33 protein-coding genes and 1 other RNA gene are annotated in these 24,457 nt (G+C 67.4%); 13 read left to right on the top strand and 21 right to left on the bottom strand.

What is annotated here, in order from left to right:
- From FKQ52_RS10335 to FKQ52_RS10325, 3 genes are read left to right on the top strand one after another with little or no spacing between them, the layout of a single operon-like run.
- Positions 1–186 (top strand): hypothetical protein, encoded by a 186-nt coding sequence (locus FKQ52_RS10335; protein ID WP_141627103.1) that lies wholly within the window; start codon positions 1–3, stop codon positions 184–186.
- A gap of 47 nt (positions 187–233) precedes the next feature.
- The gene (locus FKQ52_RS10330; RefSeq protein WP_370450943.1) at positions 234–1,571 is read left to right on the top strand and encodes a glycosyltransferase; all 1,338 of its coding nucleotides are present in this window, start codon (positions 234–236) and stop codon (positions 1,569–1,571) included.
- Positions 1,572–1,629: 58 nt separating this feature from the next.
- Positions 1,630–2,169 carry a histidine phosphatase family protein gene (locus FKQ52_RS10325; RefSeq protein WP_168196831.1) on the top strand — a complete coding sequence of 180 codons (540 nt, stop codon included), beginning with the start codon at positions 1,630–1,632 and terminating at the stop codon, positions 2,167–2,169.
- A gap of 27 nt (positions 2,170–2,196) precedes the next feature.
- Here the strand turns inward: FKQ52_RS10325 and parE are convergent, their stop codons facing one another.
- Both parE and FKQ52_RS10315 read right to left on the bottom strand, forming a co-directional pair.
- Complete coding sequence (gene parE, locus FKQ52_RS10320) at positions 2,197–4,320, bottom strand: DNA topoisomerase IV subunit B (protein ID WP_141627101.1); 2,124 nt, start codon at positions 4,318–4,320, stop codon at positions 2,197–2,199.
- Positions 4,283–5,638 carry an O-antigen ligase gene (locus tag FKQ52_RS10315; RefSeq protein WP_240811624.1) on the bottom strand — a complete coding sequence of 452 codons (1,356 nt, stop codon included), beginning with the start codon at positions 5,636–5,638 and terminating at the stop codon, positions 4,283–4,285. Before FKQ52_RS10315 ends, parE begins: the two co-directional genes overlap by 38 nt.
- 40 nt (positions 5,639–5,678) lie before the next feature.
- Between FKQ52_RS10315 and FKQ52_RS10310 the strand changes: the two genes are divergently transcribed.
- Positions 5,679–6,443, top strand: coding sequence for a hypothetical protein (locus FKQ52_RS10310; RefSeq protein ID WP_141627099.1), 765 nt, complete (start codon positions 5,679–5,681; stop codon positions 6,441–6,443).
- Here the strand turns inward: FKQ52_RS10310 and FKQ52_RS10305 are convergent.
- The 5 genes from FKQ52_RS10305 to FKQ52_RS10285 all read right to left on the bottom strand — a co-directional run bounded on the left by FKQ52_RS10305 (position 6,440) and on the right by FKQ52_RS10285 (position 11,469).
- The gene (locus FKQ52_RS10305; RefSeq protein WP_240811623.1) at positions 6,440–7,765 is read right to left on the bottom strand and encodes a cellulase family glycosylhydrolase; all 1,326 of its coding nucleotides are present in this window, start codon (positions 7,763–7,765) and stop codon (positions 6,440–6,442) included. The genes FKQ52_RS10310 and FKQ52_RS10305 overlap by 4 nt on opposite strands.
- Before the next feature lie 79 nt (positions 7,766–7,844).
- The gene (locus FKQ52_RS10300) at positions 7,845–8,552 is read right to left on the bottom strand and encodes a hypothetical protein (RefSeq protein ID WP_141627098.1); all 708 of its coding nucleotides are present in this window, start codon (positions 8,550–8,552) and stop codon (positions 7,845–7,847) included.
- Positions 8,552–8,839 (bottom strand): type II toxin-antitoxin system RelE/ParE family toxin, encoded by a 288-nt coding sequence (locus FKQ52_RS10295; protein ID WP_168196830.1) that lies wholly within the window; start codon positions 8,837–8,839, stop codon positions 8,552–8,554. The genes FKQ52_RS10300 and FKQ52_RS10295 overlap by 1 nt, the downstream gene beginning before the upstream one ends.
- Positions 8,836–9,108, bottom strand: coding sequence for a hypothetical protein (locus FKQ52_RS10290; RefSeq protein WP_141627096.1), 273 nt, complete (start codon positions 9,106–9,108; stop codon positions 8,836–8,838). Before FKQ52_RS10290 ends, FKQ52_RS10295 begins: the two co-directional genes overlap by 4 nt.
- Before the next feature lie 27 nt (positions 9,109–9,135).
- Complete coding sequence (locus tag FKQ52_RS10285) at positions 9,136–11,469, bottom strand: ATP-dependent helicase (RefSeq protein ID WP_141627095.1); 2,334 nt, start codon at positions 11,467–11,469, stop codon at positions 9,136–9,138.
- 126 nt (positions 11,470–11,595) lie between these two features.
- Here FKQ52_RS10285 and FKQ52_RS10280 point away from each other — a divergent pair, with 126 nt between their 5' ends.
- Complete coding sequence (locus tag FKQ52_RS10280) at positions 11,596–11,787, top strand: hypothetical protein (RefSeq protein WP_141627094.1); 192 nt, start codon at positions 11,596–11,598, stop codon at positions 11,785–11,787.
- 3 nt (positions 11,788–11,790) lie between these two features.
- Positions 11,791–12,093 carry a hypothetical protein gene (locus tag FKQ52_RS10275; RefSeq protein ID WP_240811622.1) on the top strand — a complete coding sequence of 101 codons (303 nt, stop codon included), beginning with the start codon at positions 11,791–11,793 and terminating at the stop codon, positions 12,091–12,093.
- Here the strand turns inward: FKQ52_RS10275 and FKQ52_RS10270 are convergent, their stop codons facing one another.
- The 3 genes from FKQ52_RS10270 to FKQ52_RS10260 are packed head-to-tail and all read right to left on the bottom strand — an operon-like array spanning position 12,094 to position 13,555.
- Entirely contained in the window at positions 12,094–12,816 is a 723-nt protein-coding gene (locus FKQ52_RS10270) for an SIMPL domain-containing protein (RefSeq protein ID WP_240811621.1), read from the bottom strand.
- A 49-nt stretch (positions 12,817–12,865) separates the two neighbouring features.
- Positions 12,866–13,102, bottom strand: coding sequence for a ribbon-helix-helix domain-containing protein (locus tag FKQ52_RS10265; protein WP_141627093.1), 237 nt, complete (start codon positions 13,100–13,102; stop codon positions 12,866–12,868).
- An 18-nt stretch (positions 13,103–13,120) separates the two neighbouring features.
- On the bottom strand, positions 13,121–13,555 hold the full coding sequence (locus tag FKQ52_RS10260; RefSeq protein ID WP_141627092.1) for a YbaY family lipoprotein: 435 nt from the start codon (positions 13,553–13,555) through the stop codon (positions 13,121–13,123).
- 128 nt (positions 13,556–13,683) lie between these two features.
- On the opposite strand from FKQ52_RS10260, the gene FKQ52_RS10255 reads away from it, so the two are divergent.
- The gene (locus tag FKQ52_RS10255) at positions 13,684–14,613 is read left to right on the top strand and encodes a DMT family transporter (protein WP_240811620.1); all 930 of its coding nucleotides are present in this window, start codon (positions 13,684–13,686) and stop codon (positions 14,611–14,613) included.
- Here the strand turns inward: FKQ52_RS10255 and FKQ52_RS16450 are convergent.
- Both FKQ52_RS16450 and FKQ52_RS10250 read right to left on the bottom strand, forming a co-directional pair.
- Positions 14,610–14,786 (bottom strand): hypothetical protein, encoded by a 177-nt coding sequence (locus FKQ52_RS16450; RefSeq protein WP_168196829.1) that lies wholly within the window; start codon positions 14,784–14,786, stop codon positions 14,610–14,612. The genes FKQ52_RS10255 and FKQ52_RS16450 overlap by 4 nt on opposite strands.
- Position 14,787: 1 nt before the next feature.
- A complete protein-coding gene (locus FKQ52_RS10250) occupies positions 14,788–14,964 on the bottom strand; it encodes a DUF4169 family protein (RefSeq protein ID WP_141627091.1) in 177 nt (58 codons plus the stop codon).
- 68 nt (positions 14,965–15,032) lie between these two features.
- Between FKQ52_RS10250 and FKQ52_RS10245 the strand changes: the two genes are divergently transcribed.
- Together FKQ52_RS10245 and FKQ52_RS10240 are read left to right on the top strand one after the other, a co-directional pair.
- On the top strand, positions 15,033–15,269 hold the full coding sequence (locus tag FKQ52_RS10245; RefSeq protein WP_141627090.1) for a DUF2171 domain-containing protein: 237 nt from the start codon (positions 15,033–15,035) through the stop codon (positions 15,267–15,269).
- A gap of 73 nt (positions 15,270–15,342) precedes the next feature.
- A complete protein-coding gene (locus FKQ52_RS10240; RefSeq protein ID WP_141627089.1) occupies positions 15,343–15,732 on the top strand; it encodes a YccF domain-containing protein in 390 nt (129 codons plus the stop codon).
- Here the strand turns inward: FKQ52_RS10240 and FKQ52_RS10235 are convergent, their stop codons facing one another.
- The 4 genes from FKQ52_RS10235 to fumC are packed head-to-tail and all read right to left on the bottom strand — an operon-like array spanning position 15,733 to position 18,269.
- Positions 15,733–16,047 (bottom strand): CcdB family protein, encoded by a 315-nt coding sequence (locus tag FKQ52_RS10235; RefSeq protein WP_168196828.1) that lies wholly within the window; start codon positions 16,045–16,047, stop codon positions 15,733–15,735.
- Positions 16,044–16,289, bottom strand: a complete 246-nt coding sequence (locus FKQ52_RS10230; RefSeq protein ID WP_141627087.1) for a type II toxin-antitoxin system CcdA family antitoxin — start codon at positions 16,287–16,289, stop codon at positions 16,044–16,046. Before FKQ52_RS10230 ends, FKQ52_RS10235 begins: the two co-directional genes overlap by 4 nt.
- A gap of 36 nt (positions 16,290–16,325) precedes the next feature.
- Positions 16,326–16,856, bottom strand: a complete 531-nt coding sequence (locus FKQ52_RS10225; protein WP_141627086.1) for a hypothetical protein — start codon at positions 16,854–16,856, stop codon at positions 16,326–16,328.
- A gap of 21 nt (positions 16,857–16,877) precedes the next feature.
- Positions 16,878–18,269 (bottom strand): class II fumarate hydratase, encoded by a 1,392-nt coding sequence (gene fumC, locus FKQ52_RS10220; RefSeq protein ID WP_141627085.1) that lies wholly within the window; start codon positions 18,267–18,269, stop codon positions 16,878–16,880.
- An 83-nt stretch (positions 18,270–18,352) separates the two neighbouring features.
- Here fumC and FKQ52_RS10215 point away from each other — a divergent pair, with 83 nt between their 5' ends.
- Both FKQ52_RS10215 and FKQ52_RS10210 read left to right on the top strand, forming a co-directional pair.
- Positions 18,353–18,961, top strand: coding sequence for a peptidylprolyl isomerase (locus tag FKQ52_RS10215; protein WP_141627084.1), 609 nt, complete (start codon positions 18,353–18,355; stop codon positions 18,959–18,961).
- A complete protein-coding gene (locus tag FKQ52_RS10210; protein WP_141627083.1) occupies positions 18,961–19,314 on the top strand; it encodes a RusA family crossover junction endodeoxyribonuclease in 354 nt (117 codons plus the stop codon). Before FKQ52_RS10215 ends, FKQ52_RS10210 begins: the two co-directional genes overlap by 1 nt.
- A gap of 184 nt (positions 19,315–19,498) precedes the next feature.
- Here FKQ52_RS10210 and FKQ52_RS10205 read toward each other — a convergent pair whose 3' ends face one another.
- The 3 genes from FKQ52_RS10205 to ssrA form a co-directional block, all read right to left on the bottom strand.
- The gene (locus tag FKQ52_RS10205) at positions 19,499–20,254 is read right to left on the bottom strand and encodes a C13 family peptidase (protein WP_141627082.1); all 756 of its coding nucleotides are present in this window, start codon (positions 20,252–20,254) and stop codon (positions 19,499–19,501) included.
- 60 nt (positions 20,255–20,314) lie between these two features.
- Positions 20,315–20,809 (bottom strand): SspB family protein, encoded by a 495-nt coding sequence (locus FKQ52_RS10200; protein ID WP_141627081.1) that lies wholly within the window; start codon positions 20,807–20,809, stop codon positions 20,315–20,317.
- Positions 20,810–21,003: 194 nt separating this feature from the next.
- Positions 21,004–21,365: a transfer-messenger RNA gene (ssrA, locus tag FKQ52_RS10195) on the bottom strand.
- A 90-nt stretch (positions 21,366–21,455) separates the two neighbouring features.
- Here ssrA and FKQ52_RS10190 point away from each other — a divergent pair.
- Positions 21,456–22,046: a hypothetical protein gene (locus tag FKQ52_RS10190; RefSeq protein ID WP_141627080.1), complete on the top strand. Its 591-nt coding sequence runs from the start codon at positions 21,456–21,458 to the stop codon at positions 22,044–22,046.
- Here the strand turns inward: FKQ52_RS10190 and FKQ52_RS10185 are convergent.
- Together FKQ52_RS10185 and miaA are read right to left on the bottom strand one after the other, a co-directional pair.
- The gene (locus FKQ52_RS10185; RefSeq protein WP_141627079.1) at positions 22,022–22,360 is read right to left on the bottom strand and encodes a hypothetical protein; all 339 of its coding nucleotides are present in this window, start codon (positions 22,358–22,360) and stop codon (positions 22,022–22,024) included. The two genes, FKQ52_RS10190 and FKQ52_RS10185, sit on opposite strands and share 25 nt — an antisense overlap.
- 18 nt (positions 22,361–22,378) lie before the next feature.
- A complete protein-coding gene (gene miaA, locus FKQ52_RS10180; protein WP_370451060.1) occupies positions 22,379–23,188 on the bottom strand; it encodes a tRNA (adenosine(37)-N6)-dimethylallyltransferase MiaA in 810 nt (269 codons plus the stop codon).
- 150 nt (positions 23,189–23,338) lie between these two features.
- Here miaA and FKQ52_RS10175 point away from each other — a divergent pair, with 150 nt between their 5' ends.
- Complete coding sequence (locus FKQ52_RS10175; RefSeq protein ID WP_141627077.1) at positions 23,339–24,409, top strand: Mrp/NBP35 family ATP-binding protein; 1,071 nt, start codon at positions 23,339–23,341, stop codon at positions 24,407–24,409.
- The last annotated feature ends 48 nt before the right edge of the window (positions 24,410–24,457 follow it).

The raw sequence follows: 24,457 nt of genomic DNA, 5'->3' as shown, positions 1-24,457 counted from the left end.
ATGGCGGGCAAGCCCAGGAAGCCCTTCCTGATGCGCGCGTCCCCGGGCGTGATGGCGGCGGTCGAGAAGCTTGCATCTGCAGAGTTGCGCTCCGTCAACGCCCAGGTCGAGATTCTGCTGCGCGAGGCGCTGACCCGCAGGGGTGTTCCGACCGCGGATGATCCGGGGACTGAAGACGACGCTTGAGCTTGATCGCCAGCGGAGCTACGGGCGCTGGTATGGTGAAGTCTCATATGTCCCGCGTCCGCAAGGCCCGTCGCATCCAGAAGCGGGTCCAGCGCGTTGGCGCTTCCGGTATCAGCGCAACGGAGCGGGAACTGATGAGTCTGGCGGGTCTGGAAGTCCAGGAGGGCGAGCTGCGCCTTATTCCGGGCTGGGATGAGGAAGTCTCCCGGACCCTGAAGGCGACGAAGCTGGCCGGGGAGGATGAACGCCCTCGCTTCGTCGACACCACCATGCTGTACGCCCCCAAGTCCGGCGGGGTGAAACGATACCTTCTCTCGAAGAAGGCCTGGCTGGAGGAGAACCGGCCGGGCGTCGCCCATTCGCTGGTGGTTCCGGGCCAGCACCACAAGGCCGGTGACGACGGCATCATTCAGCTTCACGCCACCAAGCTGCCGTTCGGCGACGGCTATCGCTGGCCGACCTCGGTGCGGCGCTGGGCCGCCTGGGTGGCGTCGCTGAACCCCTCGCTGATCGAGGCGGGCGACCCCTATACGCCGGGGCAGGGCGCGCTGGAGGCCGGGCAACGCGCCGGCTGCCCGGTCGTCGGCTTCTGCCACTCCGACCCCGCGGGCCTCGCCGCGCTGCATTTCGGCGAATGGGCCAAGAAGCCCGTCGAGAAGCGCTGGGCCCGTCTGTTCGGCCAGTTCGACCGCGTCGTGTCGCCCAGCCGCTATATCGCCCGTCGTCTGGAAGAGGCGGGCATCCGGGACATCGTCATCCAGCCGCTGGGCGTGGAGATCGACACCTTCCGTCCCGACCGCCGGGATCGCGAGTGGCTGCTGAAGAAGTTGGGCCTTCCGGCGTCCGCGCGCCTGCTGTGCTTCGCCGGACGTCCGGCGCGCGAGAAGAACATCGGCGTCCTGATCGAGGCCGTGCAGAAGCTGGGCGATCCCTATCATCTGGTGCTGGTCGGGGCAGGGCAGGGACTGCCCGCAGAGGAACGGGTCATCTCCCTGCCGTATGAGGCCAATCCGAAGGCCGTGGCCAGGATCATCGCCTCCTGCGACGCCTTCGTGCACGCCAACGACAAGGAGCCGTTCGGCCTGATCGTGCTGGAGGCCATGGCCTGCGGTCGTCCGGTGGTCGGCGTCGATGCGGGCGGCGTGAAGGAGACGGTCGACAACTCGGTTGGCCAACTGGCTTCAGCGGCCGAGCCGGGCGTCTATGCCGAGGCGATCAAGGCGCTGTTCGAGCGCGACATCGAGGCCATCGGCGCCGCCGCGCGCCAGAAGGCCGTCGAGCGCTTCGCCTGGAACCGGGTGTTCGAGGACCTGTGCATGACCTACGCCGACGTCAGCGGAAAGCGCGCCTTCCTGGAACCGCCGGGGGACTGGGCCGAGCACTGAGACATCTCGACAGGCGCATGGGGGCGGCGCAGTTTCGACGGGAATGGGGGAGTGTCTCATGAAACGTCTGCTGCTTCTGGCCGCCGTGCTGATGTCTGTATTCGCCGCCACCGAAGCGGCCGCGCAGACGGTCATTCTGGTGCGCCATGCCGAGAAGGCTGAGGAGGGCGGGGCCGATCCGTCACTGTCCGAGGCCGGGCGGCGGCGGGCGACCATGCTGATGCTGAATGTCGCCAATGCGCAGCCGCGCTACATCATCACCACCCCCCTGAGACGGACCGCCGAGACCGCGGCGCCGCTGGCCCACTACGCCTCGCTGACGCCGGACGTGATCGGCTTTGAAGACGGCGTGGCCGCGCATGTGGATGCGGTGATCGCGCGTGTCCGGGCATTGCCCCGCAACGCCGTCGTTCTGGTGGTGGGCCACAGCAACACCATACCCCTGATTGCCAGAGGGCTGGGCTATCCGGAGGCCGCGGACATGCCGGAGTGCGAGTTCGACCGGCTGACCGCGCTCCGCATCACCCGTAGCGGCGTGCACGGCATGGTCGATCGCTATGGCGAGCGCTCCGCCTGTCCTGCGTCGCCTGAGGGCTAGGAAGCCGCCTTTGGGCGCTTGATGCGGCTAGACGTCAAGGTCAGCCACCGCGAAGCGGGCGTTGTCCTGGATGAACTGGTAGCGGGCCTCGGCCTTCTTGCCCATCAGGCGCTCGACCAGATCCTCGATCTCGGACTCGTCCTCGGGCAGTTCGACCCGCGCCAACGTGCGCTTCTTCGGGTCCATGGTGGTTTCCTTCAGCTGGGAGGCCATCATCTCGCCCAGACCCTTGAACCGGCCGATTTCCACCTTCTTGCCCTTGAACACGGTGGCCAGAAGTTCGTCGCGGTGGGCGTCGTCGCGGGCGTATTCAGACAGGGCTCCGGCCTGAATCCGGTAGAGCGGCGGCAGGGCCATGAACAGGCGGCCCTGACGGATCGCTTCGGGCATGGAGCGATAGAAGAAGGTGATCAGCAGGGCCGCGATGTGGGCGCCGTCCACGTCGGCGTCCGTCATGATGACGATGCGCTCGTAGCGCAGGTCATCGATGTTGAACCGGTTGCCGGGCTGAACGCCCAGCGCCAGCGCCAGATCGGACAGTTCGACGTTGGCCCTAAGCTTGTCAGCCGTCGCCGACGCAACGTTAAGAATTTTGCCGCGCAGGGGCAGGATGGCCTGGGTCGTGCGGTCCCGCGCCTGTTTGGCCGAGCCGCCGGCCGAGTCGCCCTCGACGATGAACAGTTCGGTGCCGTTGGCGCCCTGACGCGAGCAGTCGGACAGCTTGCCCGGCAGGCGCAGCTTCCGGGTCGCGGAGGCGCGCTGGACTTCCTTGTCCTTACGGCGCTTCAGCCGGTCCTCGGCGCGCTCGATGATGTAGGCCAGCAGGGTGTTGGCCTGCTTCGGGCTTTCGGTCAGCCAGTGGTCCAGCGGATCGCGCAGCAGCTGTTCGACCAGCTTCTGGCCTTCCGGCGAGGACAGGCGGTCCTTGGTCTGGCCCTGGAACTCGGGATTGCGGATGAAGACCGAGATCATGGCGCCGGCGTTGGCGATGACGTCTTCCGCCGTGATCAGGCCCGCGCGCTTCTCGTTCGTCAGTTCGCCATAGGCCTTCAGGCCCTTGACCAGCGCGGCGCGGAAGCCCGCCTCGTGCGTGCCGCCGTCGGGCGTGGAGACGGTGTTGCAGTAGGAGCTGACGAAGCTGTCGGCCTCGCCGAAACCGATGGGCGACCAGGTGACCGCCCACTCGACCGCACCGGTCTCGCCCTTGCGTTCGACCCGGCCCGCGAAGGTCGGGGTGACCGTCTCAAGTTCGCCGATACGCTCGGCCAAGGCATCCGCCAGACCGCCGGGGAAGTGCAGCAGGGCGCTCGCCGGGGTCGCGTCGGTGATCCGCTCGGGCGCGCAGGTCCATTTGATCTCGACGCCGCGGAACAGATAGGCCTTCGACCGGGCCATGCGGAACAGGCGGGCGGGCTTGAACGCCGCGCCCACGCCGAAGATTTCCGGGTCGGGGTGGAAGCGGATCAGGGTGCCGCGCTTCTTCGAGGCCTGAACCTGCTGGATCGGACCCAGCACGAGCCCGCGCGAGAAGGACTGCTTCCATTCAAAGCCGTCGCGCCAGACGGTGACGTCCAGATGATCCGACAGGGCGTTGACGACCGAGACGCCGACGCCGTGCAGGCCGCCCGAGGTCTCGTAGGCCTTGCCCGAGAACTTGCCACCCGAGTGCAGGACGGTCATGACGACTTCCAGCGCCGACTTGCCGGGGTGTTTGGGGTGCGGATCGACAGGGATGCCCCGGCCGTCGTCGCGGACCGACAGGAAGCCGTCGGCGTCCAGCTCGACCGTGATCAGCTTGGCGTGGCGGGCCACGGCCTCGTCCATCGCATTGTCGAGGACTTCGGCGAACAGGTGGTGCAGGGCGCGTTCGTCGGTGCCGCCGATGTACATGCCGGGGCGTTTGCGGACGGGCTCAAGCCCTTCCAGGACCTCGATCGAGGAGGCGGAATAGCCGGTCGCGGCCGCTGCGGCGGCGACAACGGGATCGGCGGGCTTTGCGGCCGGTGCAGACGCGGGGGGCGGCGCGGGCGTCGGCGGCGTCACGGGCGAGGCGGCGACGGGCGCGGACGGGGGCGCAGGAGCGGGCAAGGCCGGACGCGGTTGCGTCGGCTCGTCATCGAACAGCGAAAGGAGGTCGGCGGAGTTGGCCATTCATCGAGTGTGCGGCGATTCGGGAGCCGGTCTGGTAGGCCCGACGCGCCTTTGGAGCAAGCGCGACCGCCTCTGTTGTGGACGATGGCAGGAAGGCGCGGGTCATGACGGCCATGAACAGGACGAACGGCAGGCTCTGATGGGTCAGCAGGATCGATTCCGACAGGCTGAGCATGAAGAAGGCCAGCAGGAAGCCGAGCGCCCACCAGCCCTCGCGCGCGCCCGACCCGGCGCTGCGGAACAGGGTGACCATGAAGGTCAGGGCCAGCTGGCCGCCGACCAGGATCGCGCCGGGCCAGCCGAGTTGGACCAGCAGGTCGATCCAGCCGTTGTGCGCCGACGGCACGATCCAGCCGGTTTCCTTGCGCACCCAGTCGGCGGGCGGGCTTTCGCCGATCCGGCCCCAGAAGGCGCCGTAGCCGTATCCGGTCCACGGACGCTCGGCCACGCGGCGCATCAGACTGGCCCAGATGTCGGTCCGGCCCGTCAGCGACGGGTCCTTGCCCAGCGCCTCCAGCACCGCGACCGAATGGGTCTCCCAGATCCACAGACCCAGACACGCCAGAACCACGGCGCTCCAGACCGCGACCACGGTGAAGGCGGCCCCGCCCTTGCGCAGGGCCCAGAAGCCGCCGACGCAGCCGACGCCCAGCATCAGGCAGAGCAGGGAGGTCTTGGACTGGGTCGCCAGCACCAGCAGGCTGGACAGGACGAATGAGATCGCGGGCATCAGTTTTCGCGGATCGTCGGAGGCGAGACAGGCCGCCGCCGCCGTGGCGCCGATCACCATGACCGCGCCCATCTGGTTCTTCTCGTACCAGAGGCCTCGCCAGAGGCCCGCGTTGACGTCGTGGTGCACCCCGATGGCGGGGAAGGCGAAGACCATGACCAGACTGCCGACCGCCATGATGAGGCTGGAGATCATCAGCAGACGCGGCAGGTGCGGTCCCCGGAAGGCCGCGCCCAGATACAGGGCGAAGACGCAGCTGATGGCCAGGGCGATCACGCGGCGGCTGGTCGTGTGATAGTCGATGGACCAGTATTTCGAGGCGAAGCACAGGCCGACCAGCATGGCGATCAGGATCGCCGCCGGCCACGCCCGCCAGACCCGGTCCATCCGATAGATCAGCAGGCCGCCGATCGCCGCATAGGCAGGCAGCCAGACCAGACGCAGAACCGGCGTCTCCTGCTGCAAGGGGGCGAAGACCGGGCCGATCAGGGCGCCGGTCAGCATGGCGATCAGGCCGACGCAGATCGCCGTCTCCCACCAGGCGGGGGCCGGTTCGGTCGCATCGTTGGCTGGACGGGACTCACGCACCCCTCCAGAGTCGGTGTTCTGGCTTAACGAAGGGTTGGGGATGCCGGCGGGGCTGTTCGGCGCGAAGCGCTTTCTCGATGCGGACATCGAGGATTGGCACATCGAGACATGGCGAACGCTGCTGGACCGGTTCGCGGAAGAGATGCCGCTGGCGGAAACGCCGGTCGCCCTGCCGACGCGCGACTTTTTTCCGCCGAGCGATGCGACGGGTCATGCCCGCGCCGAACATGTCTTCGCCTGCGTGAAGGACATCATGGGGCTCAGCGACAACTGGCCCTGCGAACTGGAGGCCCAGCCGCGCCGGTTCACAGGCGAGCGGGTGTCGGAGTTTGTCTCGATCACCGGTGGGGACGAGCCGAACGGGACTTTCCGCGTCGAGCCGGACGGACGGGTGGTCATCACCTACGCCCCGGACCTGCTGGACGACCCGATCAACCTCGTCGCCACACTGGCGCATGAGCTGGCCCACTACCTGCTCGCGGGACAGGCCGATCTGGTCGAGGATGAGACCCATGAGCTGATGACGGACCTGACGGTGGCCTTCACCGGGCTGGGCGTGTTCGGGGCCAACTCGGCCTTCAGCTTCGAGCAGTACGGCGACGCCTTCAGTCAGGGCTGGCGCAGCCGTGGAGCCGGGTATCTGTCGCCCCGCAGCTGGGCGTTCGCGCTGGCGGTCTTCGGCGAGCTGCGCGGTGACGACGGCGGAATGGGCGCGCATCTGAAGCCGGAGATCGAGAACCTCCGGCGTCAGGCGGTCAAATACCTGCGCAAGAACCCGGACCGGTTGGCGGTCCTGCGCGGCTAGAGGGCGGCCAGCGCCGCGGCGTGGTCGCGGATGATGCGGCGGGTCGAGACGTCCTGATCGAACACGCCGTACCAGCCCTGCGGCTCGTGCGGCGGGTCGCCCAGGAACGCGGTGTCGCCGCTGCGGAAGCGGAAGTCCGGGTGCCGGGCGCGGCCTTCGCCGTTCCAGGCCCAGAAGTTCGATCCGGCCAGAGGGCCGCCTTCGCGCGCGCTGGCCAGAACGGCGTTGTGAATGGCGCTGTAGAGATCGTCCCGCATTGAGGTGGAGGCGCCCAGATCATAGACGTCGCCGTTGCGAGGATAGCCGAACTCCTCGACCACCAGCGGCTTGCCGGCCTGTTTGGCCAGTTCCACGTGCCGGGCGACGTACTCGGTCGACAGGGCGACGGCGCGGGCGTGGGTGCCGGGCATGTCCGTGCGATCCAGCCAGCCCCAGTTGCCGGGCCAGACGTGGGCGGTGTGATAGTCGATGGTGTCGTCCGCCTGTGACGACAGGACCAGACCGGGACGCTCCATCGAGCCCTTGAGGCCCTCGCCGCCGGTGGAGACGAGGTGGTGCGGCGCCAGCGACTTGATCAGGCGGGCGGTCCCGCTGATCCAGGCATGGAAGTCCGGCAGGGTGCGATCAACATTGCCGTCCGTGCCGCCCGGGCGCGGCTCATTGGCCAGTTGCCAGCCCATGATGGCCGGATCCTCGGCGTAGGGCTTGCCGGTGACCGAGTTCACCCGGGTCACGATCCTGCGGAGGTGGGCGTGATAGCGGGCGACGGCCTCCGGGCTGCGGTAGAAGCCCGATACGAACTCCGGGAAATCGGGCCAGGGGGCGTCGGCATCGACGTACTGCCCGCCGTTGCTCCACAGCAGATAGGTCGCCATCCCGCCGGACCATTCCCAGAAATTGGTCAGGTACAGCACCGCCTTCATGCCCCGCTTGCCGATCTCGGCCGTGGCGTGGTCCAGCCCGGTCAGCAGGGCCTCATTGTAGGCGTCGTCCTGATCGTGGAAGGCGGGTCGCACCGCATTCTTCAGCGGCGACCACTCAGCCGAGGCGGCGATACGCAGATTGGTGACGCCGTCGGCCGCCAGCGCGTCCAGCTCGCGCGCCAGACGCCCTTCATGTCCGATCCATGCGGCGTACCAGAGATTGGCGCCGACATAGCGGTAGGGCTTGCCGTCGAGGGTGAACTGCATCCCCTCGCGCCGCACGAAGCCCGCGGACGCGGTCTGGCGCGCGAGGGCGGGCAGGGCGGGCGTCGCCGCGACGGCGGCCGTGGCGGCGAGCAGGGTGCGGCGGTTCATCATCGGCGAGTCATCCGTGCTCACAGGTGATGCCTGTTCTCGCGGGTAAATCGCTTCGCGGCCAGTGTGATGTGTCACGGCGACCCTGAATCGTCATCGCGCGCTAAGACCCGGGTCGGGAAGCCGGCCGGGTATTGCCCTCCATGGCGCGGTCCAGACGGGTCTGGGCCTCCGGCGCGCCGTCGAAGCGGGCGCGGGTAGAGGCGACCTCGGAGCCCAGCGTGTCACAGCGCAAATTCATAAGCGCCCGTGCGATGTCGCCCCGTCGGTACTCGTCATAGGGCTCCTCGCCCTGGAAATGGAGGCAGCCTTCCGCTCGCTCGACCAATGCACTGATCTCCGGCACCATGGCCATCAATTGGTCGAACGTCAGGTCGGTCGGAGGACGCTCAAGCGCGAAGGGGACGGAATTCAGCAGGAAGGAGTGGCCGCAGTTGCTGACGGCGCGCTCGATCCGGGGCGGTTCCGCGAAGCCGACGCCGTAGGCCGGGCCGACGAAGACCAGATACCAGCCGGCCACCGCCATCGGAAAACGGCCGGTGCTGTTCTCGCTGTAGAGCAACAGCTCCGGCGGGGGCTCTCCCTTGAAGGTCTTGAGCGGCTGCACCGTATATTCGACGCCGTCGAAGCCCTCGGGATCGGCAGGCGTCCGATCCATCCGTCCGGATGTCACCTGCACCATGAAGACGTAGTCGGCGGCGGCGAATTCCTCGGCCACGGTCGGGTATCGCTCGCAGGCCGCCGTGGCGGTTGAAGCGAAAGAGAGCATGGCGGCAAACGCCGACAGGGAGATCAGAAATCTCGTGATCATCAGTTTGCGCCCTGCCGGTCCTGACGGCCGTGAAAGATGCGCAGGATGATCACGGCGTCTCCGGTCCGTCGATAGCGAATGACGAACCCATCGCGCCCAAACTGGACCTGCTTCTCGCGGCAGCCACCATGGACAGCGAGGCCTATGTCGGGGAATTCCACCAGAAGGTCGATCGTCTCCACGATCTTCAGCGCCGCGGCCCGGCCTGCGGAGGGAGAATGGGCGGCGAGCCATCGCACCTGGGTCTCGAAATCGAGTTCGGCCCGGGGCGAGAGAACCACTTTCACTCGGGCTTGCCGAACGTCTTGTCGATCAGGGCGAGAAACTCCGGGCGAACGTCCTTCCATGGACGACCAGTCTCGTGGAGCCCGGACGGTTCAACCGCATCGCTGCGTGGATCGCCATTGATCCAGCTGAAGTCGTCGTAGTCAAAGAAGCGCGCGTCCAGCACCATTGCGGCCAGTTCCTCCGGCGCAATTCCCATGGCCTTGGCCCGCTCGGCGATCTTGCCGACGGTGTAGGCGTCGAGTTCGAGGGTCAGCGCGCCGTCAGCCATGCACGGCTTGTAACATGGATCGTGTCGTCACGCCTTCTCCACGAAGGTGTCGATCACCTTCTTCTCGCCCGCCTTGTCGAAGGCGACCACCAGTTTGTTGCCCTCGATGGACTTCACGGCGCCGTAGCCGAACTTCTGATGGAAGACCCGGTCGCCGCGCGTCCAGCCCGAGCCGGCCTTGGGATCGGCGGTGGCGACCAGTCGGCCGTCGCCTTCCAACAGGGTCTGACGGGCGGGCTGGGCGTTGGGCACGCGGTTGGCGGTGAAGGCCTGTCCGCGCTTCCAGCCGGGCGAGGAGTAGCCCGAGCCGAATGAGGGCGCCTCGTCCCAGCGGCTCCTGGCTTCCTTCATGCCGGTAGAAGCCCCGTAGTAGCCGGTGTCCGACTGGGGCTCGACGTGGTCGATGGGCAGTTCGTCGACAAAGCGGCTGGGCAGCTGGCTGGTCCAGCGGCCATAGACCAGACGGTTGGCGGCGAAGGAAATGCGGACATCCTCCTTGCCCCGTGTGACGCCGACGTAGGCCAGGCGGCGTTCTTCCTCGAGGCCCTTCTCGCCCTTCTCGTCGATGCTGCGTTGGCTGGGGAAAACGCCTTCCTCCCAGCCCGGCAGGAAGACCAGCGGGAACTCCAGTCCCTTGGCGCCGTGCAGGGTCATGATCTGCACCGACTCGGCGCTTTCGCCCCGGTCCAGGTCCATGACCAGCGAGACGTGCTCCAGATAGGCGGTCAGGCCGTCGAACTGCTGCATCGACTGCGTCAGCTCTTTCAGGTTGTCGAGCCGGGTCTGGCCGGTCGCCCGGTCGGCCTTCTGCATGTCGGTGTAGCCGCTTTCCTCCAGAACGGCCTCGGTCAGCTCCCAGTGGCTGGTCGTCTGGCCCAGCGTCCGCCAGCGGTCGATGTCGCGGATGAAGTTGGAGAAGGCGGTGCGGGTGCGGGCCTGCAGCTCGTCCGTGCCGATTAGGTGACGGACGGCGGCCATGGCCGAGACGCCGTTCTCGCGCGCGATCTGCAGCACCTTCTGCACGCTGGTGTCGCCCAGCCCGCGCTTGGGCACGTTGACGATCCGCTCAAAGGCCAGATCGTCGTCCTCGGACAGGATCAGGCGCAGATAGGCGTGGGCGTCGCGGATTTCGGCCCGCTCGAAGAACCGAGGGCCGCCGATGACGGTGTACGGGATCGCCAGCATGACGAACCGCTCCTCGAACGCCCGCATCTGGAACGAGGCGCGCACCAATACCGCCATGTCGCGATAGCTGACGCCCTGCTTGCGGGCGGTCTCGATCTCGTCGGCGATCAGCCGGGCCTCGGCCTCGCCGTCCCAGACGCCGCGCACCCGGACCTTGTCGCCGGTCTTGTCCTCGGTCCAGAGCGTCTTGCCCAGACGGCTCCGGTTCGCCTTGATCAGCCCCGAGGCGGCGCCGAGGATGTGGTGGGTCGAGCGGTAGTTTCGCTCCAGCCGGATCACCTTGGCGCCCTGGAAGTCCCGCTCGAAACGCAGGATGTTGTCCACCTCGGCCCCGCGCCAGCCGTAGATCGACTGGTCGTCGTCGCCGACACAGCAGACGTTGCCGGTCGAGGAGGTCAGCAGGCGCAGCCACAGGTACTGGGCGACATTGGTGTCCTGATACTCGTCCACCAGAATGTAGCGGAAGCGACGCCGATATTCCTCCGCGATATCCGCATGCTGCGACAGGATCGTCAGGTTGTGCAGCAACAGGTCGCCGAAGTCGCAGGCATTCAGACTGGCCAGTCGCGCCTGATAGGCGGCGTACAGGGCGTGACCCTTGCCGTTGGCGAAGTCCTCTGACGGCGGCAGCTTGTCCGGGGTCCAGCCGCGGTTCTTCCAGTGGTCGATCAGAGTGTTCAGCGACTTGGGCGTCCAGCGCTTCGTGTCGAGGTTGGCGGCCTCGAGCAGCTGTTTGCACACCCGCTCCTGATCGTCGGTATCCAGGATGGTGAAGCTCGACTTCAGCCCGACCAGTTCGGCATGCCGTCGCAGGATCTGGGCCGACACGGAGTGGAAGGTGCCGAGCCAGCGCAGGCCCTCGGCCGACGGCCCGATCAGGTGGGTGATCCGCTCGCGCATCTCGCGCGCGGCCTTGTTGGTGAAGGTGACGACCAGCAGTTCCCACGGCTTGGCCCGGCCTGTCGCCAGGATGTGCGCCAGTCGGGTGGTCAGCACCCGCGTCTTGCCGGTGCCTGCGCCGGCCAGAACCAGCAACGGGCCCTCGGTGGTTTCCACCGCGTCGCGCTGCTCGGGGTTCAGCCCCGTCAGATAGTCGGAAGCCGCCGAGGGCGTGAGGCCCCCAGGGCCCTGCGAACGGGCGAGGTCGGAAATGCGGGGAGGAGCTGAATCAGTCATGGACCGGCGAGAACATAAGGAGACCGGGCGCTCTTGTCAGCCGTCGCGAACGACCCTCTTCGGAACCGTTACGGTCAGGCCTCCGTTCCTTGCACCGGGATAAGGGTCAACAAGGAGGAACCCAATATGGCTGAGAACACCAACAGCAGCGGCGGCGGCAACTCGGGCCTCGCCTTCATTATCGGCGGGCTTCTGGTCGCGGTTCTGGTCATCGCCTTCTTCGTCTTCCGGGGCGGCCTGCCGGGCGCCGAGAAGAAGGAAGTGAGTGTCGATGTGAACCTGCCGGAGGTTTCGGCTCCCGCGACCCCGGGGAACTGAGCCATGACCGATCAGCCCCCCGGTCGCCCGGAGGTCGTGCATCATACCACCATCAACAATCCGCCCCAGCGACGCGGCGGAGGCGCCGTCATCGCCTTCCTGGTCGGCGGACTGCTCGTGGTGGTGGCCGTCATAGCCTTTGTCGTGTTGAACCGCGGCGGAGAGATCGAGACACCCAAGGCGACGGATGTCGACATCAATCTCAACCTGCCGGACGCGCCGAAGATGCCGGATTTGCCGGCCCCGCCGCCGATCGAGCGCCCGGCGACGCCCAATCCGGACCCGGCGCCGGCTCCGGCGGGCTGATCAGCGTAGCTGATAGGTGACGGTGGCCACCACCCGGACGCGCTTGTTCAGGGAGGTGGCCTCGTTGTCTATGTCCTCGCGGGCCAGGATTTCAAACGAGCCCTGCGTCGCCTGACGGATGGGGCCGAGCGGCGCGCCGGAATCCTTGGCGAACTGCTCGGCGCCCGACCGGGCCGAGGCGGTCGCTTCCGCGATCATCGAGGGCCGCACCTCGTTCAGTTTGGTGAAGACGTAGTTCGGTGCGGCGAAGTCCAGCTGGACGCCCTGCCGCACCAGATCGTTCAGCGCCCGTTCGGTGGTCGCCACACGCTGTACGTCGCTGGTCCGTACGGTGACGCTCTGGCTGACGATGTAGCGGATCGTGTTCTCGGACGAGCCGTACTCCCGCGCCTTCGTATCGGTGACCTGCATCCGACCGATGGTGATCTGTGCGTCCGAATAACCCTGTCCACGCAGGAACGCGCGCACGCTGGCCAGATCGCGGTCAATCTGGGCCTGGGCCGTCGGCAGATCGTCGTTGGCCGCCTTGAAGCTGAGGGTCAGGACGGCGAGGTCGGCGACTACGTTCCGTTCAGCCACGCCGCGAACCGTAACCTGCCGATTGCCCACCTGGGCATTGACGACGCCGGACCCGATCAGGGCGCCGCCGCCGATCATGCCGATAGCGATCAGACCGCCGAAAACGGCGGCGGGGAGAAGGGACTTGTCGAAGGTGATGGCCACGGCCGGGCTCCATGAAGAGAGGCCGACGATGCGCTCGCCATGGGCGAAGTCAATCGGTCGAAACCTGACCCGCAAAGCTGTGATCGCCGCCGGCCCAGGCGAGCGCCAGAAGTCGGCAGGCGGAGGCCAGCGGCGTGCGTCCGCGCGTCTCGTCGATGCGCTTCATGAGACCGGCATGGGACAGACCCATCGCGGCGCCCACCTGATCCAGCACCACCCAGAATTCGGCCTCCAGCGCCACCGAGGTGGCGTGGCCGGACAGGGAGACGGAGCGTTTCTTCAGCATCCGTCCTCAGTAAGGCGATCAGCGGACGGCGACCAGCACGATGTCGGCGCGGGCCGGGGCGCCATGGGTCAGGACCGCGTGCCGGGTGTCGGTGGTGAACCGCAGGGCGCCGGACGGATCACGGATTTCGGCGCGCACCGCATAGGTGTGTCGGGGGTCGATCTGGCTGGACGGGAAGCCCAGCGTCGCCTGATAGGGCGGGGCCCGACCGTTCAGGGGCTCGGCGTGTTCGGCCAGAACCTCGGCGGGCGCGTCAGCGCGGCTGACGTCTTCAAGCCGAACTTTCAGCACATGGCCGGGCGGCAGCAGAATGCGTTCGCGATAGGTGGCGGTGACGTTCACGACCGTCATGCCGTGTCCAACCCGCGGCGGCGTTTGCGGCTCGCCTGACGGCGTAGGCGCGCAGGCCATCAGGGCCAGCGGCAGGATCGGGATAAGCAGGGCGCGACGCATCAGACATCTCCGGTTTCATCCAGCCAAACGCAGAACGCGGCCGGAAGCTGCGCCGCACAAGCGCGCCTTATGCGAGCCTCGCCAGAACAGTGCTTGTGCGGCGTCTTCCACGCGGGCATTGCGGGGCGATGTCCGATCCCGCCGAAGCGCCTGTTTCGCGTCCCCGCCTGAGCCGCACGACCCTGCTCGGGATCGGCGGCGTGATCATCTGCGCGATGATCTGGGGCACGACCTGGTTCGCCATCACCCTGCAACTGGGCGAGGTCCCCAACATCGCCTCCATCGTCTGGCGATTTGGTCTGGCGTCGGCGGTACTGTTCCTCGGTTGCGTGGTCTTCCGGCAGAACCTGAAACTGACCAAGGCGCAGCATCTGGCGGCGCTGGGGCAGGGGGCGTTCGCCTTTTCGCTCAGCTACAGCTTCACCTACGCGGCCGAGGAGCATGTCGCTTCGGCCATCGTCGCTGTGACCTTCGCCTCGCTGACCTTCATCAACCTGGTCCTGTTCCGCCTGATCGCGCGCCAGAAGGCGGCGGCTGCGTCATGGGGCGGGGCGCTGCTGGGGATCGCCGGAGTGGCGGTTCTGTCCGGCGGCGAGGTTCTGGGCACGGGCTTCGATCAGCGCGCCGCCGTCGGCGTGGGCCTGGCCCTGATCGCCACCACGGCCTCGGCCTTCGGCAATTTTTTCGCGTGGCGGGGCCAGCAGAAGGGCTCGCAGGCCATCCCGTCGACCGCCTGGGCCATGGCTTACGGCACGGGGCTTCTGGTGATCTACGGCCTCGCGACAGGCGTGGAGTTCACGGTCGCCCCCACGCCCGCCTACATCGGCTCGCTGCTCTACCTGTCGCTGTTCGGCTCGGTGATCGCGTTCGGTTTGTACTTCACCATCGCGCGCTCGATCGGCTACGCCATGGCCAGTTACATCTCAGCCCTGACGCCGCCCATCGCCATGCTGGTGTCGGTGATCTTCGAGAGCGCCCGCTTCGGCTGGCCGGCGCTGATCGGTCTGCTGCTGGTGCTGTCGGGACAGGCGCTGCTGATCCGCGCGCCCAAACACTAGAGCCGGAACCAGCCCGCCTTCTTCTGCTTCCGATCCGCCTCGACGAGCGTCTCGACCTGCTCGGGCGTCTTCGCTTCCGACAGCTTCTTGCGGCGGATCTTTTCGGCGGTCGCCCGACGCATGGCGATCAGGGCGATCAGTCCGGCGCGCGTCCGGGGAGCATAGCCGCCCATCTCAGTCCTCCAGCTTCGATCCATCCAGAAGCTGTTCGGCGCGGGTGCGTTCCTTGTCCGCCTTCGTCTTTTCGCCCTTGGTGCGGCCATGTGTGGCGCGGTTGGTCGCGGCGGTCGCCTTCGCCTCGGCCCTGGCCCGGTCCTTCCGGAACCGGTTCAGATTCACGATCTCGCCCATGACGCCTCCATGATGCAACCGGCCGTGATCAGGATGGTTGTCCAGCCTCATAGTCTGAGGAGAGTCCCATGGTAGACGCCAGCCAAATCCGCGAACACCTCGAAGTCGTCGGCTCGGACGGCGAGCACGTCGGTCGGGTCGATCACGTCGTCGGCGACCAGATCGAACTGGCGAAGCTCGATCTCGCCGGCGGCTTCAAGCACCACATGATCCCGGTCAGCTGGGTGGATCACGTGGATGAGCACGTCCATCTGAACGTGACCAAGGACGAGGCCAAGGCCCGCTGGACAGAGAAGCCGCACTGAGACCGCGTTCGGGTTACCCCGAATTCATGGACGGCCCGCTGGTCCCGGCGGGCCGTTCGCCTATGTTGAGGTCATGATCCGTCTGATCCTCAACCTGCTCTGGTTCTTCTTCGGCGGCTGGCTGGCCGGTCTGTTGTGGCTGGTGGGCGGCGCCCTGCTGGCCCTGACCGTCGTCGGCCTGCCTTGGACCTTCGCGGCCTGGAGGATCGCCAGCTACAGCTTCTGGCCGTTCGGGCGCGAGGTTGTCTGGCAGGATAATCCGCACCCGGTCGCGGGCGGGCTCGCCGTGGTCCTGAACGTGATCTGGTTCCTTGTGGCGGGTTGGTACATCGCCCTGTCGCACTTGCTCATCGCGGTGGCCGAGTTCATCTCCATCATCGGCATTCCCTTCGCCCTGAAGGATCTGGAACTGGCCAAGCTGGCTCTGGCGCCTGTTGGCCGGACGATCCGCGACAAGCGCTGATCAGAAGCCGGTGAACAGCCGGTCGAGCGCGCGGCGGATGTCATCTTCCCGGTCGCGCAGGGAGCCGAGCGAACGGCCCAGAGTGCGTCTTTCGACGGATCCGAGTTCCGAAAGCATCAGCAGATAAGGCTTTCCGTCGAACTGAACGGACAGGCTGACGCGCGTTACCCGTGCGGGTTCCGGCATGTCTAGCAAAGGGGCGACCACCGCGGTCGGGCCTTCGTCATAGAGGTGAGACTGGACCAGCACCAAGTACGGTGCGATCTGACGCGAGCGCGGTGACGGGTTCTCGATGATGTCGAACTGGCGGATCACCAGCTGCGGAGGTCTTCGCCAAAGATGCCGAACCGGGCGATGCGTTCGCGATGCATCTCCAATGCTGCGGCGTTCTCCTCAGCCCACGCTTTGGCGTCCCCGACATCGGTCTCGGCAGCTTGCCTCATCGCGACGGCGCGACGGATACTGTCCAGCGCCAGTGTCTGGATGTCGATATCAACGGAACGCGCCTCGTCGAGGAGCGACTGATCGATCTCTATCTTCAACTCGACCTTGCCCATGGCGGCCAGACTAGCTGAAATCGGCGTTCTGGCCAATCAGCTGCGCGCCAGCCGCATCGCCGTCGACAGTTTGCCGAACCATGCCTCGGTGCGGGCCGCGGCCTTGCGGAACTGGGCGTTATCCGGGCTGACGCCGTGGCGGCCGCCTTCGTAGAACGCGACGCTGACCACCTCATCCCCGGTCGTCAGGCGCAGGCCCAGCCGGCGAATGCGCTCGGGAATGTCGCTGACACCCTGCTCGGCAACGGGGGCGGGACTCACCGGGTCGCCGTCCGGTTCGGCGCGGATCAGAACGGTCTCGTCCCGGACGCCTTCGACCGCGAGGAGCGAGGCGGTCGGGAGGACCCGCACCGCCTCACCCTTGCCGACGATCACCTGTCCGCCGTCGGGCGAGAGGCCGACGAAGCTGCCGTCATCCGGCGAGACGAAGAGGTCGGTGACCCCGTGCGCCGTGGCGACGGCGGCGGTGACGGATTTGATCCGGTCGCGGCTCGCCTTCTCGCGGTTCATCGCCCGGACGGTCATCCAGACGATGAAGACCGCGAACGCCAGCAAAATCAGCTTCATCGGGCGTCCTGATCGTTCGACTTACGAGGGCGAGATCATCAGTTCGGGACGAACGTACTGGTCGAACTCCTCGTTCGTCAGGTAGCCGCCGCCGACGGCTTCCTCGCGCAGGGTGGTGCCGTTCTTGTGCGCGGTCTTGGCGATCTTCGCGCAGGCGTCGTAGCCCAGCTTGCCGTTCAGGGCCGTGACCAGCATCAGCGAGTTCTCGAGGCCGCGCTTGATGTTGTCCTCACGCGGCTCGATGCCGACGACGCAGTTGTCGGTGAAGCTGATGGCGGCGTCGGCGACCAGCCGGACCGACTGCAGGAAGTTGTAGGCCATCACCGGGTTGAAGACGTTCAGCTCGAAGTGGCCCTGCGAGCCGGCGAAGGTCAGGGCGGCGTTGTTGCCGAACACCTGCACGCAGACCTGCGTCAGGGCCTCGCACTGGGTCGGGTTGACCTTGCCCGGCATGATCGACGAGCCCGGCTCGTTCTCGGGCAGCGACAGCTCGCCCAGACCCGAACGCGGGCCGGAGCCGAGGAAGCGGATGTCGTTGGCGATCTTGAACAGCGAGGCGGCGACCGTGTTGATCGCGCCGTGCGAGAACACCATCGCGTCGTGGGCGGCCAGGGCCTCGAACTTGTTCGGGGCGGTGGTGAAGGGCAGGCCGGTGATGGCGGCGATGTTCTCCGCCACCTTCTCGGCGAAGCCGATGGGGGCGTTCAGGCCGGTGCCGACGGCGGTGCCGCCCTGCGCCAGCTCCATCAGGGCCGGCAGGGTCTGCTCGATGCGCTTGATGCCGTTCTCGACCTGCTGGGCGTAGCCGCCGAACTCCTGACCGAGGGTCAGGGGGGTGGCGTCCTGGGTGTGGGTGCGGCCGATCTTGATGATGCCCTGCCAGGCGTCCGCCTTGGCCTTCAGCGCGGCGTGCAGGTGCTGCAGGGCCGGGATCAGGTCACGGACGACCTGCTCGGCGCAGGCGACGTGCATGGCCGTGGGATAGGTGTCGTTCGACGACTGGCTCATGTTGACGTGGTCGTTCGGGTGGACCGGCTTCTTGGTCCCCATCTCGCCGCCCAGCATCTCGATGGCGCGGTTCGAGATGACCTCGTTGGCGTTCATGTTCGACTGGGTGCCCGAGCCGGTCTGCCAGACCACCAGCGGGAAGTGGTCGTTCAGCTTGCCCTCGATCACCTCATTGGCGGCGGCGATGATGGCGTCGGCCAGTTCCGGCGACAGCTTGCCCAGATCGCGATTGGTCTCGGCGGCGGCGCGCTTGACGATGCCCAGAGCCCGGACGATCGGCAGCGGCTGCTTTTCCCAGCCGATTTTGAAGTTGCCCAGCGAGCGCTGCGCCTGGGCGCCCCAGTAGCGGTCGGCGGCGACTTCGATGGGGCCGAAGGTGTCGGTTTCGGTGCGGACGTTGCTCATCGCGGAGGGCTCTCTCAGGCGTGGCGGGAAGATGCGCGGGGGTGTAGCACGGGAGGGCGCGGGAACAAGGACAGGAGAGCCGCATGAACGCCGCCGTTTATGGAATGGCCGCACTGGCGCTGGGCCTCGCGGGGGCGCGGCAGGCGCCGCCGTCGCCGCATGTCGTGCGTCTGGATACCACGGCGGGGACCATGGCGATCGCCGTCGATCTGGAACATGCGCCGGTCACCGGCTGCAACTTCATCAAGGCCGCGCTGCGGGGCGCCTATACGGACGGAAGCTTCTTCCGCACCGTGGTTGCGGCGACCAACGCCAACCCCAACCCCATCGACGTCATTCAGGCGGCCACCGTCCACGGCTCGGACGACGCCAGCCAGCCGCCGATCCCGCTGGAGCGGACGCGGGACACCGGCCTGCGTCACACGGCGGGCGCGGTGTCGATGGCGCGGGACGGGCCGGACACGGCGACCACCAGCTTCTTCGTGGTCACGCAGGACACGCCCTCGCTGGACTTCGGCGGCGGTCGGAACCCGGACGGGCAGGGTTTCGGCGTGTTCGGGCATCTGATCGAAGGCCTTGATGTGGCCCGGCGTATCCAGGCCCTGCCGGCGACAGACGAACAGATCAATGAGCCGGTGCTGATCCGCGCCGCCCACGTGATGGGACCGACCCCGACGCAGTGCGGGCTCTGATGACCGCAGGCTGGATCGGCACGGGAAAGGTTCGCGCCCGCGAGAGCGGAGAGGCGGTGGAGATCGCCATCGAGGGACTGACCACCCAGGCCAAATACTACAAGCCGCTGGTCTATGAGTTCATGCGCAAGGAGTGGTCCTCGCGTCCGGCCTGGGGCGACTATGTCGTCGAGATCGTGATGGAGCACGTCGGCGATCCGCCGTGGATGGACCTGGACAATCTGGCCAAGGCCCTGCTGGACGCCATCAAGGGCTATCTGTTCCACGACGACAGCCAGGTCGCACGTCTGCTGGTCGAGCGCCGCGAGGGCGAGCGCGAGCGGATCACGATCCGGGTGTTCCCGCGCCGCTGAGCAGTGCACTCAAATATTTTTTGAGTGCACAAAGGTGCACTTTTTCCCGTCAGGCGGGGTGATGGGTTTGGGTTTCTACGCGTGTGCGGCGATGTCAAAGACCCGAGGTGACGAACCCTGGCAGGCCGATGCGTCGTTTTTGGACGTAGGCTCAAAGAAACCCTCTCCCGACGGGAGAGGGGCGCTAAAGCGTTCTGTCGGTGAACCGAAGGGTCGGCAGGCGCAGTTGCATGTTGGAGCCGACGAACAGCTGGGGCTCCGAAGGCTGCTCCACGCCGTTCTCGGCCTCCTTGCGGCTGACGCAGGCGCGGGTGTCGGCGGCGAGGGCGAGGAAGTCGGGCGCGTTGGGCAGGGCCTCCAGAATGCAGCCGTCGAACCACGGATAGCGCTCGTCCGCGCCACAGCCGAATGACGGGCGATCCCGGCGGGCGGCGGTCAGGATCATCCGGTTCGGCCCCTGCAGGGCGTTGAGAAAAATGCCGGAATAGCAGGCCGAGACGATCACCACCGTCGGCCGCTCGCCGCAGCTGTTGCGAACCATGTTGGCCATGATGTCCGGCGACATGCGGGGGGCATCGCCGAAGACCATGCCGTCCGGCGCGCCGTGCGAGGTGAAATAGATCAGGCAGCCGCGGGTGGTGCGGGCCGCGGCCTCGCGCACGCCGCGCAGCACGGCGTCAGGCGCGGTCTTCTCGAGGCTGAAATCGACCATGTCGGCGCGGCTGAAGCCCGTGCGCTGGAAGGCCCGGACCAGATCGCGGCGGGCGTTGTCGAAGGCCTGGATCGGCCGGCCGCGTCCGTCGCGCCAGTCGGCCTGGATAATGGCGGCGGTCCAGCCGTCGAACCGGCTTGGCGGGGGCGAGGGCGCGCGGGTCTGGGCGACGGCGGGCATGGCGAAGGCCAGAACGCCCGTCAGCACGACGATCAAACCCCGAAGCATGCGCAACCCCCGCTGTTCCAGTCAGGGGACGTTAGCCCATCGCGCGGAGAGGGGAAGGGGTTACTTCTTGCGGAACTGGTCCAGCGAAATGACCTTTGGCGCGTCATCGCCGCCCAGCGGGGGGACCGGGGTTTCCTCGGCCTCGGCCGCCGCGACCTCGGCGGCGATTTCGTCGACCGTGGCCGGGGCCTCGAACTGCAGCAGGAACTGCACCGACGGATCGTAGAAGCGGGTCACGGCGGTGAAGGGCATGGCCAGCACCTTGGGCATGCCGCCGAATTTCAGCATGACCGAGAACTTCGTCGGCTCGACCTTCAGGTCCCAGTACTGATGCTGGAGGACGACGGTCATCTCGTCCGGATATTTGGCCAGCACGTCCGGCGGAACGCTGACGCCCGGCGCCCGCGTCTTGAAGGTGATGTAGAAATGGTGCGCGCCCGGAATGCCGTCCGGCCCCGCGGCCCGGTCCAGCGCAGCCTTGATCACCCCGCGCAGGGCGTCTTGCGCCAGCTGCTCGTAGTGCATGTCGTCCACGGGGGGCGTTTCTTCAGCCATCAGGTCGGGGTCTCGCTGTCCTGCGGCGGTGATAACCCCCGACGGGCGCGTGCGGAAGACGGCAAAGAGGGTTAGCGGCGGGATTCTATCCCCAGCGCGGCTATTTTCCGATGAGCGGGAAAGTGGAGGGCTTCTTGCGCCATGCGCCCGCCCTCTCTCTTGAAGTCAGGAGGGCGCTTCTCAAACGGTGAGGAAGTGGAGGGCTTCTGTTGCCAGGCGCCCTCCGGGCCCCGCCTGAGGATCTGAACCCCCAGGAGTTAGTTCGGAATTACCGGAACCGCATTACGCGGCGACAGCGTATTCCCCAGCGAAGTTATCGTTCGCAGCTAGAAAATGACCCGATACGGTGGGTCAGGACGAGCGAAAGCAATCCTCTTTACACGTCCGTCGATGCTAGTCGGCCCCGCACTAACCCGCTGATAACCGGGAGAGAATGGTGGAGCCGCCGGGAATCGCACCCGGGTCCGGTCCGCTTATTACAGGCACGTTTATCGCCATAGTCCGGCCGAAGCCGAACAGGACCAATATAGGGGAAAGCCGTCAGGAATTGAAGGGGATGAAACAGCCAGCGCGGGCCTGTCGGTCGCCAAGCCTGATGCTAGGTTAGACCCGCAGGGCGGCGATCAGGCGCCGCCGGGGGAAACCGATGATCCGTTCGACCTTGATGCTGCTCGTCGCGGCGCTGTCCATCAGCCTGTCCGCCGTTCCGGTGGGCGCCCAGACCGTCAAGGCCGAAGACCGGGCGGCGATTCAGGTTCGCATCGACCAGTTGACCGGTCTGATCGGGCAGGGCGATCTGGTCGGGGCGGTCGATGTGATCCCGATCCTCCTGCAGGATGCGATGGCGGCCCGTTTCGGCATGTCGCGCGACCAGATCAAGCCCGCCATGCGACAGGCCATGGCCGGGATGCTGGATGGGGTTCACATTGACGGCTACGGCATGGATCTGGCCGCTGCGGAGACGCTGATGACGCCTACCGCCGGGCGGACCTATCTGCTGATCCCGACCTGGACCGAGATGACCATTCAGGGCGCCGGGCGGTTCCGGGCGGACACGCAGACCCTCGCCATCGAGGACGGCGGCGAATGGTATCTGATCCGGGTCGAGGACGCGCCGCAGCAGGCCCTGCTGCGCGAGGTCTATCCGGAGTTTGTCGGCGTGGAGTCGCCGCCGGAACGACCCGCCAACTGCAGTAGGCCGGATCAGAGAGCTCAGCGGGCCGGAGGGCGCGCCTGATCCGCTTGCGGTCGGGCGTCACACAGCGCCCGGAAGTCGACCTCGGGCGCGCCGCGCGGGCGGGCCATGTCGTGGGAGTTCTGGTACATGTCGACCGCCAGGCGGCGCAGGGCGGACAGTTGCTCAGGGTCCGTGGTTTCCAGCGAACGGGCCTGATCCGCGACGTACTGATCGATGATCGTCGCCCGGCGCGCGCAGGGATCGGGTTCGCCCGTCACCTTGGCCGCGATTGCGTCCGGGTGGGGCGGGGTCCTGGCGGCCGGCGCGTCCTGACCAGCGAGAAGCAGGGCGGCGGCAAGGAGGAGGGAGATCATGAGGTCCATCCTTATAGTTCAGCGGGTCCGCGTCCACCCCGGCGTCTGGTTCCTGAACCAGGTCAGCTGGCGCTTGGCGTAGTTACGGGTGGCCTGGCGGGTGGTGTCGATGGCCTGATCCAGCGTGGCTTCACCCGCCAGATGGGCGGCGAATTCGCGCACGCCGACGGCCTTCATGGCGGGCAGGTCGGGGGACAGGTCGCGGGCGACCAGGGCGCGGACCTCGTCCAGCGCGCCCTGTTCGACCATCAGGCCGACCCGCAGGTCGCAGTTGGCGTAGAGCCGCGCGCGGTCCGGCTCGACCACCAGACCGGTCCATGAGCCGGGCGCCAGCAGGGGCGTGGTGTCGGCGGTCCAGTCGCTGAGGGCCCGGCCGGTGTGCTCAGCCACCGCCATGGCGCGGGTCAGGCGCTGGCGGTCGCCCTGTTCGATGCGTTGCGCCGCCGCCGGATCGAGGGCGGCGAGGCGGCGGCGGAAGGCGGCTTCACCCTCGGCGTCAAAGGCGGCCGTGACCGCATCGCGAACCGTATCCGGCACATCCGGAATATCGGCCAACCCCTTTGTAAGCGCTGTGAAATACAGGCCCGTGCCGCCGACCAGCAGGGCCGGGCGACCGGCGTCGGCCAGCTCGGCCAGCAGGGGCATGACGGCCCGGCTCCAGCGGCCCACGGACCAGGCCTCGGCGGCGTCGGCGACACCGTACAGGCGGTGGTCGGCCTGCGCTTCATCAGCCTCGGACGGACGGGCGCTGAGGACGCGCAGGTCGGCGTAGAGCTGCTGGCTGTCGGCGTTCAGGATCACCGCCCCGGTGGACGCCGCCATATCCATCGCCAGCCGCGACTTGCCCGAGGCGGTGGGGCCGGCGATCAGGGTGACTTGTGACGTTCTGGGGGGCTGGGACAAAATTCGAGGCTCGCGGGGCGGGGCATCCGGCGATAGAACGCAGGCCCCGCAGCCGCAACCCGCTGGACAAAAGCCTTGCCTGATCGCGCCACCGTCATCGCCGCCCTCGACGCCATCCGTGACCCGAAGACCGGGCAGGGACTGGTGGCCGCCGGACTGGCGCAGGGGCTGACCGTGACCGAGGACCGCGCGGGCTTCGTCATCGAGGTTCCGGCGGGTGAGACGGCGCTCTATGCGCCCGTCCGTGACGCCGCCGAGGCCGCGCTGAAATCCCTTCCCGGAATGGCGCGGGTCTCCGTCATCCTGACCGCAGAGACCGCGCCGGCGAGCAAGCCGCGCCGCACCGCCAGCCTGTCGCCGCAGGCCGTGGACCAGACCCGGCCCAAGGCGCCCGTCGCCACGGACCGTCCGGCCCACGTGCGCAAGGTGCTGGCCGTGGCCTCGGGCAAGGGCGGGGTAGGCAAGTCCACGGTGGCGGTGAACCTCGCGGCGGCGCTGGCCGCGCGCGGGCTGTCGGTCGGGGTGCTGGACGCCGACGTCTACGGCCCGTCCCTGCCGACCATGCTCGGCGTCTCGGGCAAGCCGGACTATGTCGACGGCATGATCCGGCCCCACGTCGTGCAGGGGCTGAAGGCCATGTCGGTGGGACTGCTGACCAGGGCCGAGGACGCCATGATCTGGCGCGGGCCGATGGCCTCGCAGGCCCTGACCCAGATGCTGACCCAGACCCGCTGGGGCACGGAGGACGCCCCGCTGGACGTGCTGGTGGTTGACCTGCCGCCCGGCACCGGTGACGTGCAACTGACCCTGATCCAGAAGACGCCGCTGGACGGGGCGGTGATCGTCTCGACCCCGCAGGAGGTGGCGCTGGCCGACGCCCGGCGCGGCCACGCCCTGTTCGCCAAGGTCGGCGTGCCTACGCTCGGCCTGATCGAGAACATGACCGGCCCGATCTTCGGCAAGGGCGGGGCGGAGGCGGAAGCCGCGCGGCTGGACGTCAGCTATCTGGGCGACATCCCGCTGGATGCGGCGGTGCGGGAGGGCGGGGATGCGGGCACGCCGGTGGTCATCGCCGATCCCGCCGGCGACATCGCCGCCCGTTTCGCGGGCTTCGCGGAGGCGGTTGCGAAAAAACTCGACCTATAGGGTTTTCAAACGCAACGCGAACGGCCACCTTCCCGGTTCCAGTCTTCC

Source organism: Brevundimonas sp. M20 (genome assembly GCF_006547065.1).
Classification (GTDB): Bacteria; Pseudomonadota; Alphaproteobacteria; order Caulobacterales; family Caulobacteraceae; genus Brevundimonas.
Note: the sequence above shows the minus strand (reverse complement) of the source record. Positions and strands in the feature narration are given on the sequence as shown.

Excerpts from the sequence above, each read along its gene's own strand:
- FKQ52_RS10285 (WP_141627095.1), bottom strand. The coding sequence starts at position 11,469 with ATGACTGATTCAGCTCCTCCCCGCATTTCCGACCTCGCCCGTTCGCAG.
- FKQ52_RS10215 (WP_141627084.1), top strand. The coding sequence starts at position 18,353 with ATGAACGCCGCCGTTTATGGAATGGCCGCACTGGCGCTGGGCCTCGCG.
- FKQ52_RS10255 (WP_240811620.1), top strand. The coding sequence starts at position 13,684 with ATGTCCGATCCCGCCGAAGCGCCTGTTTCGCGTCCCCGCCTGAGCCGC.
- FKQ52_RS10210 (WP_141627083.1), top strand. The coding sequence starts at position 18,961 with ATGACCGCAGGCTGGATCGGCACGGGAAAGGTTCGCGCCCGCGAGAGC.
- FKQ52_RS10325 (WP_168196831.1), top strand. The coding sequence starts at position 1,630 with ATGAAACGTCTGCTGCTTCTGGCCGCCGTGCTGATGTCTGTATTCGCC.
- FKQ52_RS10250 (WP_141627091.1), bottom strand. The coding sequence starts at position 14,964 with ATGGGCGAGATCGTGAATCTGAACCGGTTCCGGAAGGACCGGGCCAGG.
- FKQ52_RS10230 (WP_141627087.1), bottom strand. The coding sequence starts at position 16,289 with ATGGGCAAGGTCGAGTTGAAGATAGAGATCGATCAGTCGCTCCTCGAC.
- FKQ52_RS16450 (WP_168196829.1), bottom strand. The coding sequence starts at position 14,786 with ATGGGCGGCTATGCTCCCCGGACGCGCGCCGGACTGATCGCCCTGATC.
- FKQ52_RS10185 (WP_141627079.1), bottom strand. The coding sequence starts at position 22,360 with ATGATCTCCCTCCTCCTTGCCGCCGCCCTGCTTCTCGCTGGTCAGGAC.
- fumC (WP_141627085.1), bottom strand. The coding sequence starts at position 18,269 with ATGAGCAACGTCCGCACCGAAACCGACACCTTCGGCCCCATCGAAGTC.
- FKQ52_RS10245 (WP_141627090.1), top strand. The coding sequence starts at position 15,033 with ATGGTAGACGCCAGCCAAATCCGCGAACACCTCGAAGTCGTCGGCTCG.
- FKQ52_RS10260 (WP_141627092.1), bottom strand. The coding sequence starts at position 13,555 with ATGCGTCGCGCCCTGCTTATCCCGATCCTGCCGCTGGCCCTGATGGCC.
- FKQ52_RS10275 (WP_240811622.1), top strand. The coding sequence starts at position 11,791 with ATGACCGATCAGCCCCCCGGTCGCCCGGAGGTCGTGCATCATACCACC.
- FKQ52_RS10280 (WP_141627094.1), top strand. The coding sequence starts at position 11,596 with ATGGCTGAGAACACCAACAGCAGCGGCGGCGGCAACTCGGGCCTCGCC.
- parE (WP_141627101.1), bottom strand. The coding sequence starts at position 4,320 with ATGGCCAACTCCGCCGACCTCCTTTCGCTGTTCGATGACGAGCCGACG.
- FKQ52_RS10205 (WP_141627082.1), bottom strand. The coding sequence starts at position 20,254 with ATGCTTCGGGGTTTGATCGTCGTGCTGACGGGCGTTCTGGCCTTCGCC.
- FKQ52_RS10330 (WP_370450943.1), top strand. The coding sequence starts at position 234 with ATGTCCCGCGTCCGCAAGGCCCGTCGCATCCAGAAGCGGGTCCAGCGC.
- FKQ52_RS10335 (WP_141627103.1), top strand. The coding sequence starts at position 1 with ATGGCGGGCAAGCCCAGGAAGCCCTTCCTGATGCGCGCGTCCCCGGGC.
- FKQ52_RS10200 (WP_141627081.1), bottom strand. The coding sequence starts at position 20,809 with ATGGCTGAAGAAACGCCCCCCGTGGACGACATGCACTACGAGCAGCTG.
- FKQ52_RS10190 (WP_141627080.1), top strand. The coding sequence starts at position 21,456 with ATGATCCGTTCGACCTTGATGCTGCTCGTCGCGGCGCTGTCCATCAGC.
- FKQ52_RS10300 (WP_141627098.1), bottom strand. The coding sequence starts at position 8,552 with ATGATCACGAGATTTCTGATCTCCCTGTCGGCGTTTGCCGCCATGCTC.
- FKQ52_RS10225 (WP_141627086.1), bottom strand. The coding sequence starts at position 16,856 with ATGAAGCTGATTTTGCTGGCGTTCGCGGTCTTCATCGTCTGGATGACC.
- FKQ52_RS10240 (WP_141627089.1), top strand. The coding sequence starts at position 15,343 with ATGATCCGTCTGATCCTCAACCTGCTCTGGTTCTTCTTCGGCGGCTGG.
- miaA (WP_370451060.1), bottom strand. The coding sequence starts at position 23,188 with ATGGATATGGCGGCGTCCACCGGGGCGGTGATCCTGAACGCCGACAGC.
- FKQ52_RS10310 (WP_141627099.1), top strand. The coding sequence starts at position 5,679 with ATGCCGGCGGGGCTGTTCGGCGCGAAGCGCTTTCTCGATGCGGACATC.
- FKQ52_RS10290 (WP_141627096.1), bottom strand. The coding sequence starts at position 9,108 with ATGGCTGACGGCGCGCTGACCCTCGAACTCGACGCCTACACCGTCGGC.
- FKQ52_RS10265 (WP_141627093.1), bottom strand. The coding sequence starts at position 13,102 with ATGCTGAAGAAACGCTCCGTCTCCCTGTCCGGCCACGCCACCTCGGTG.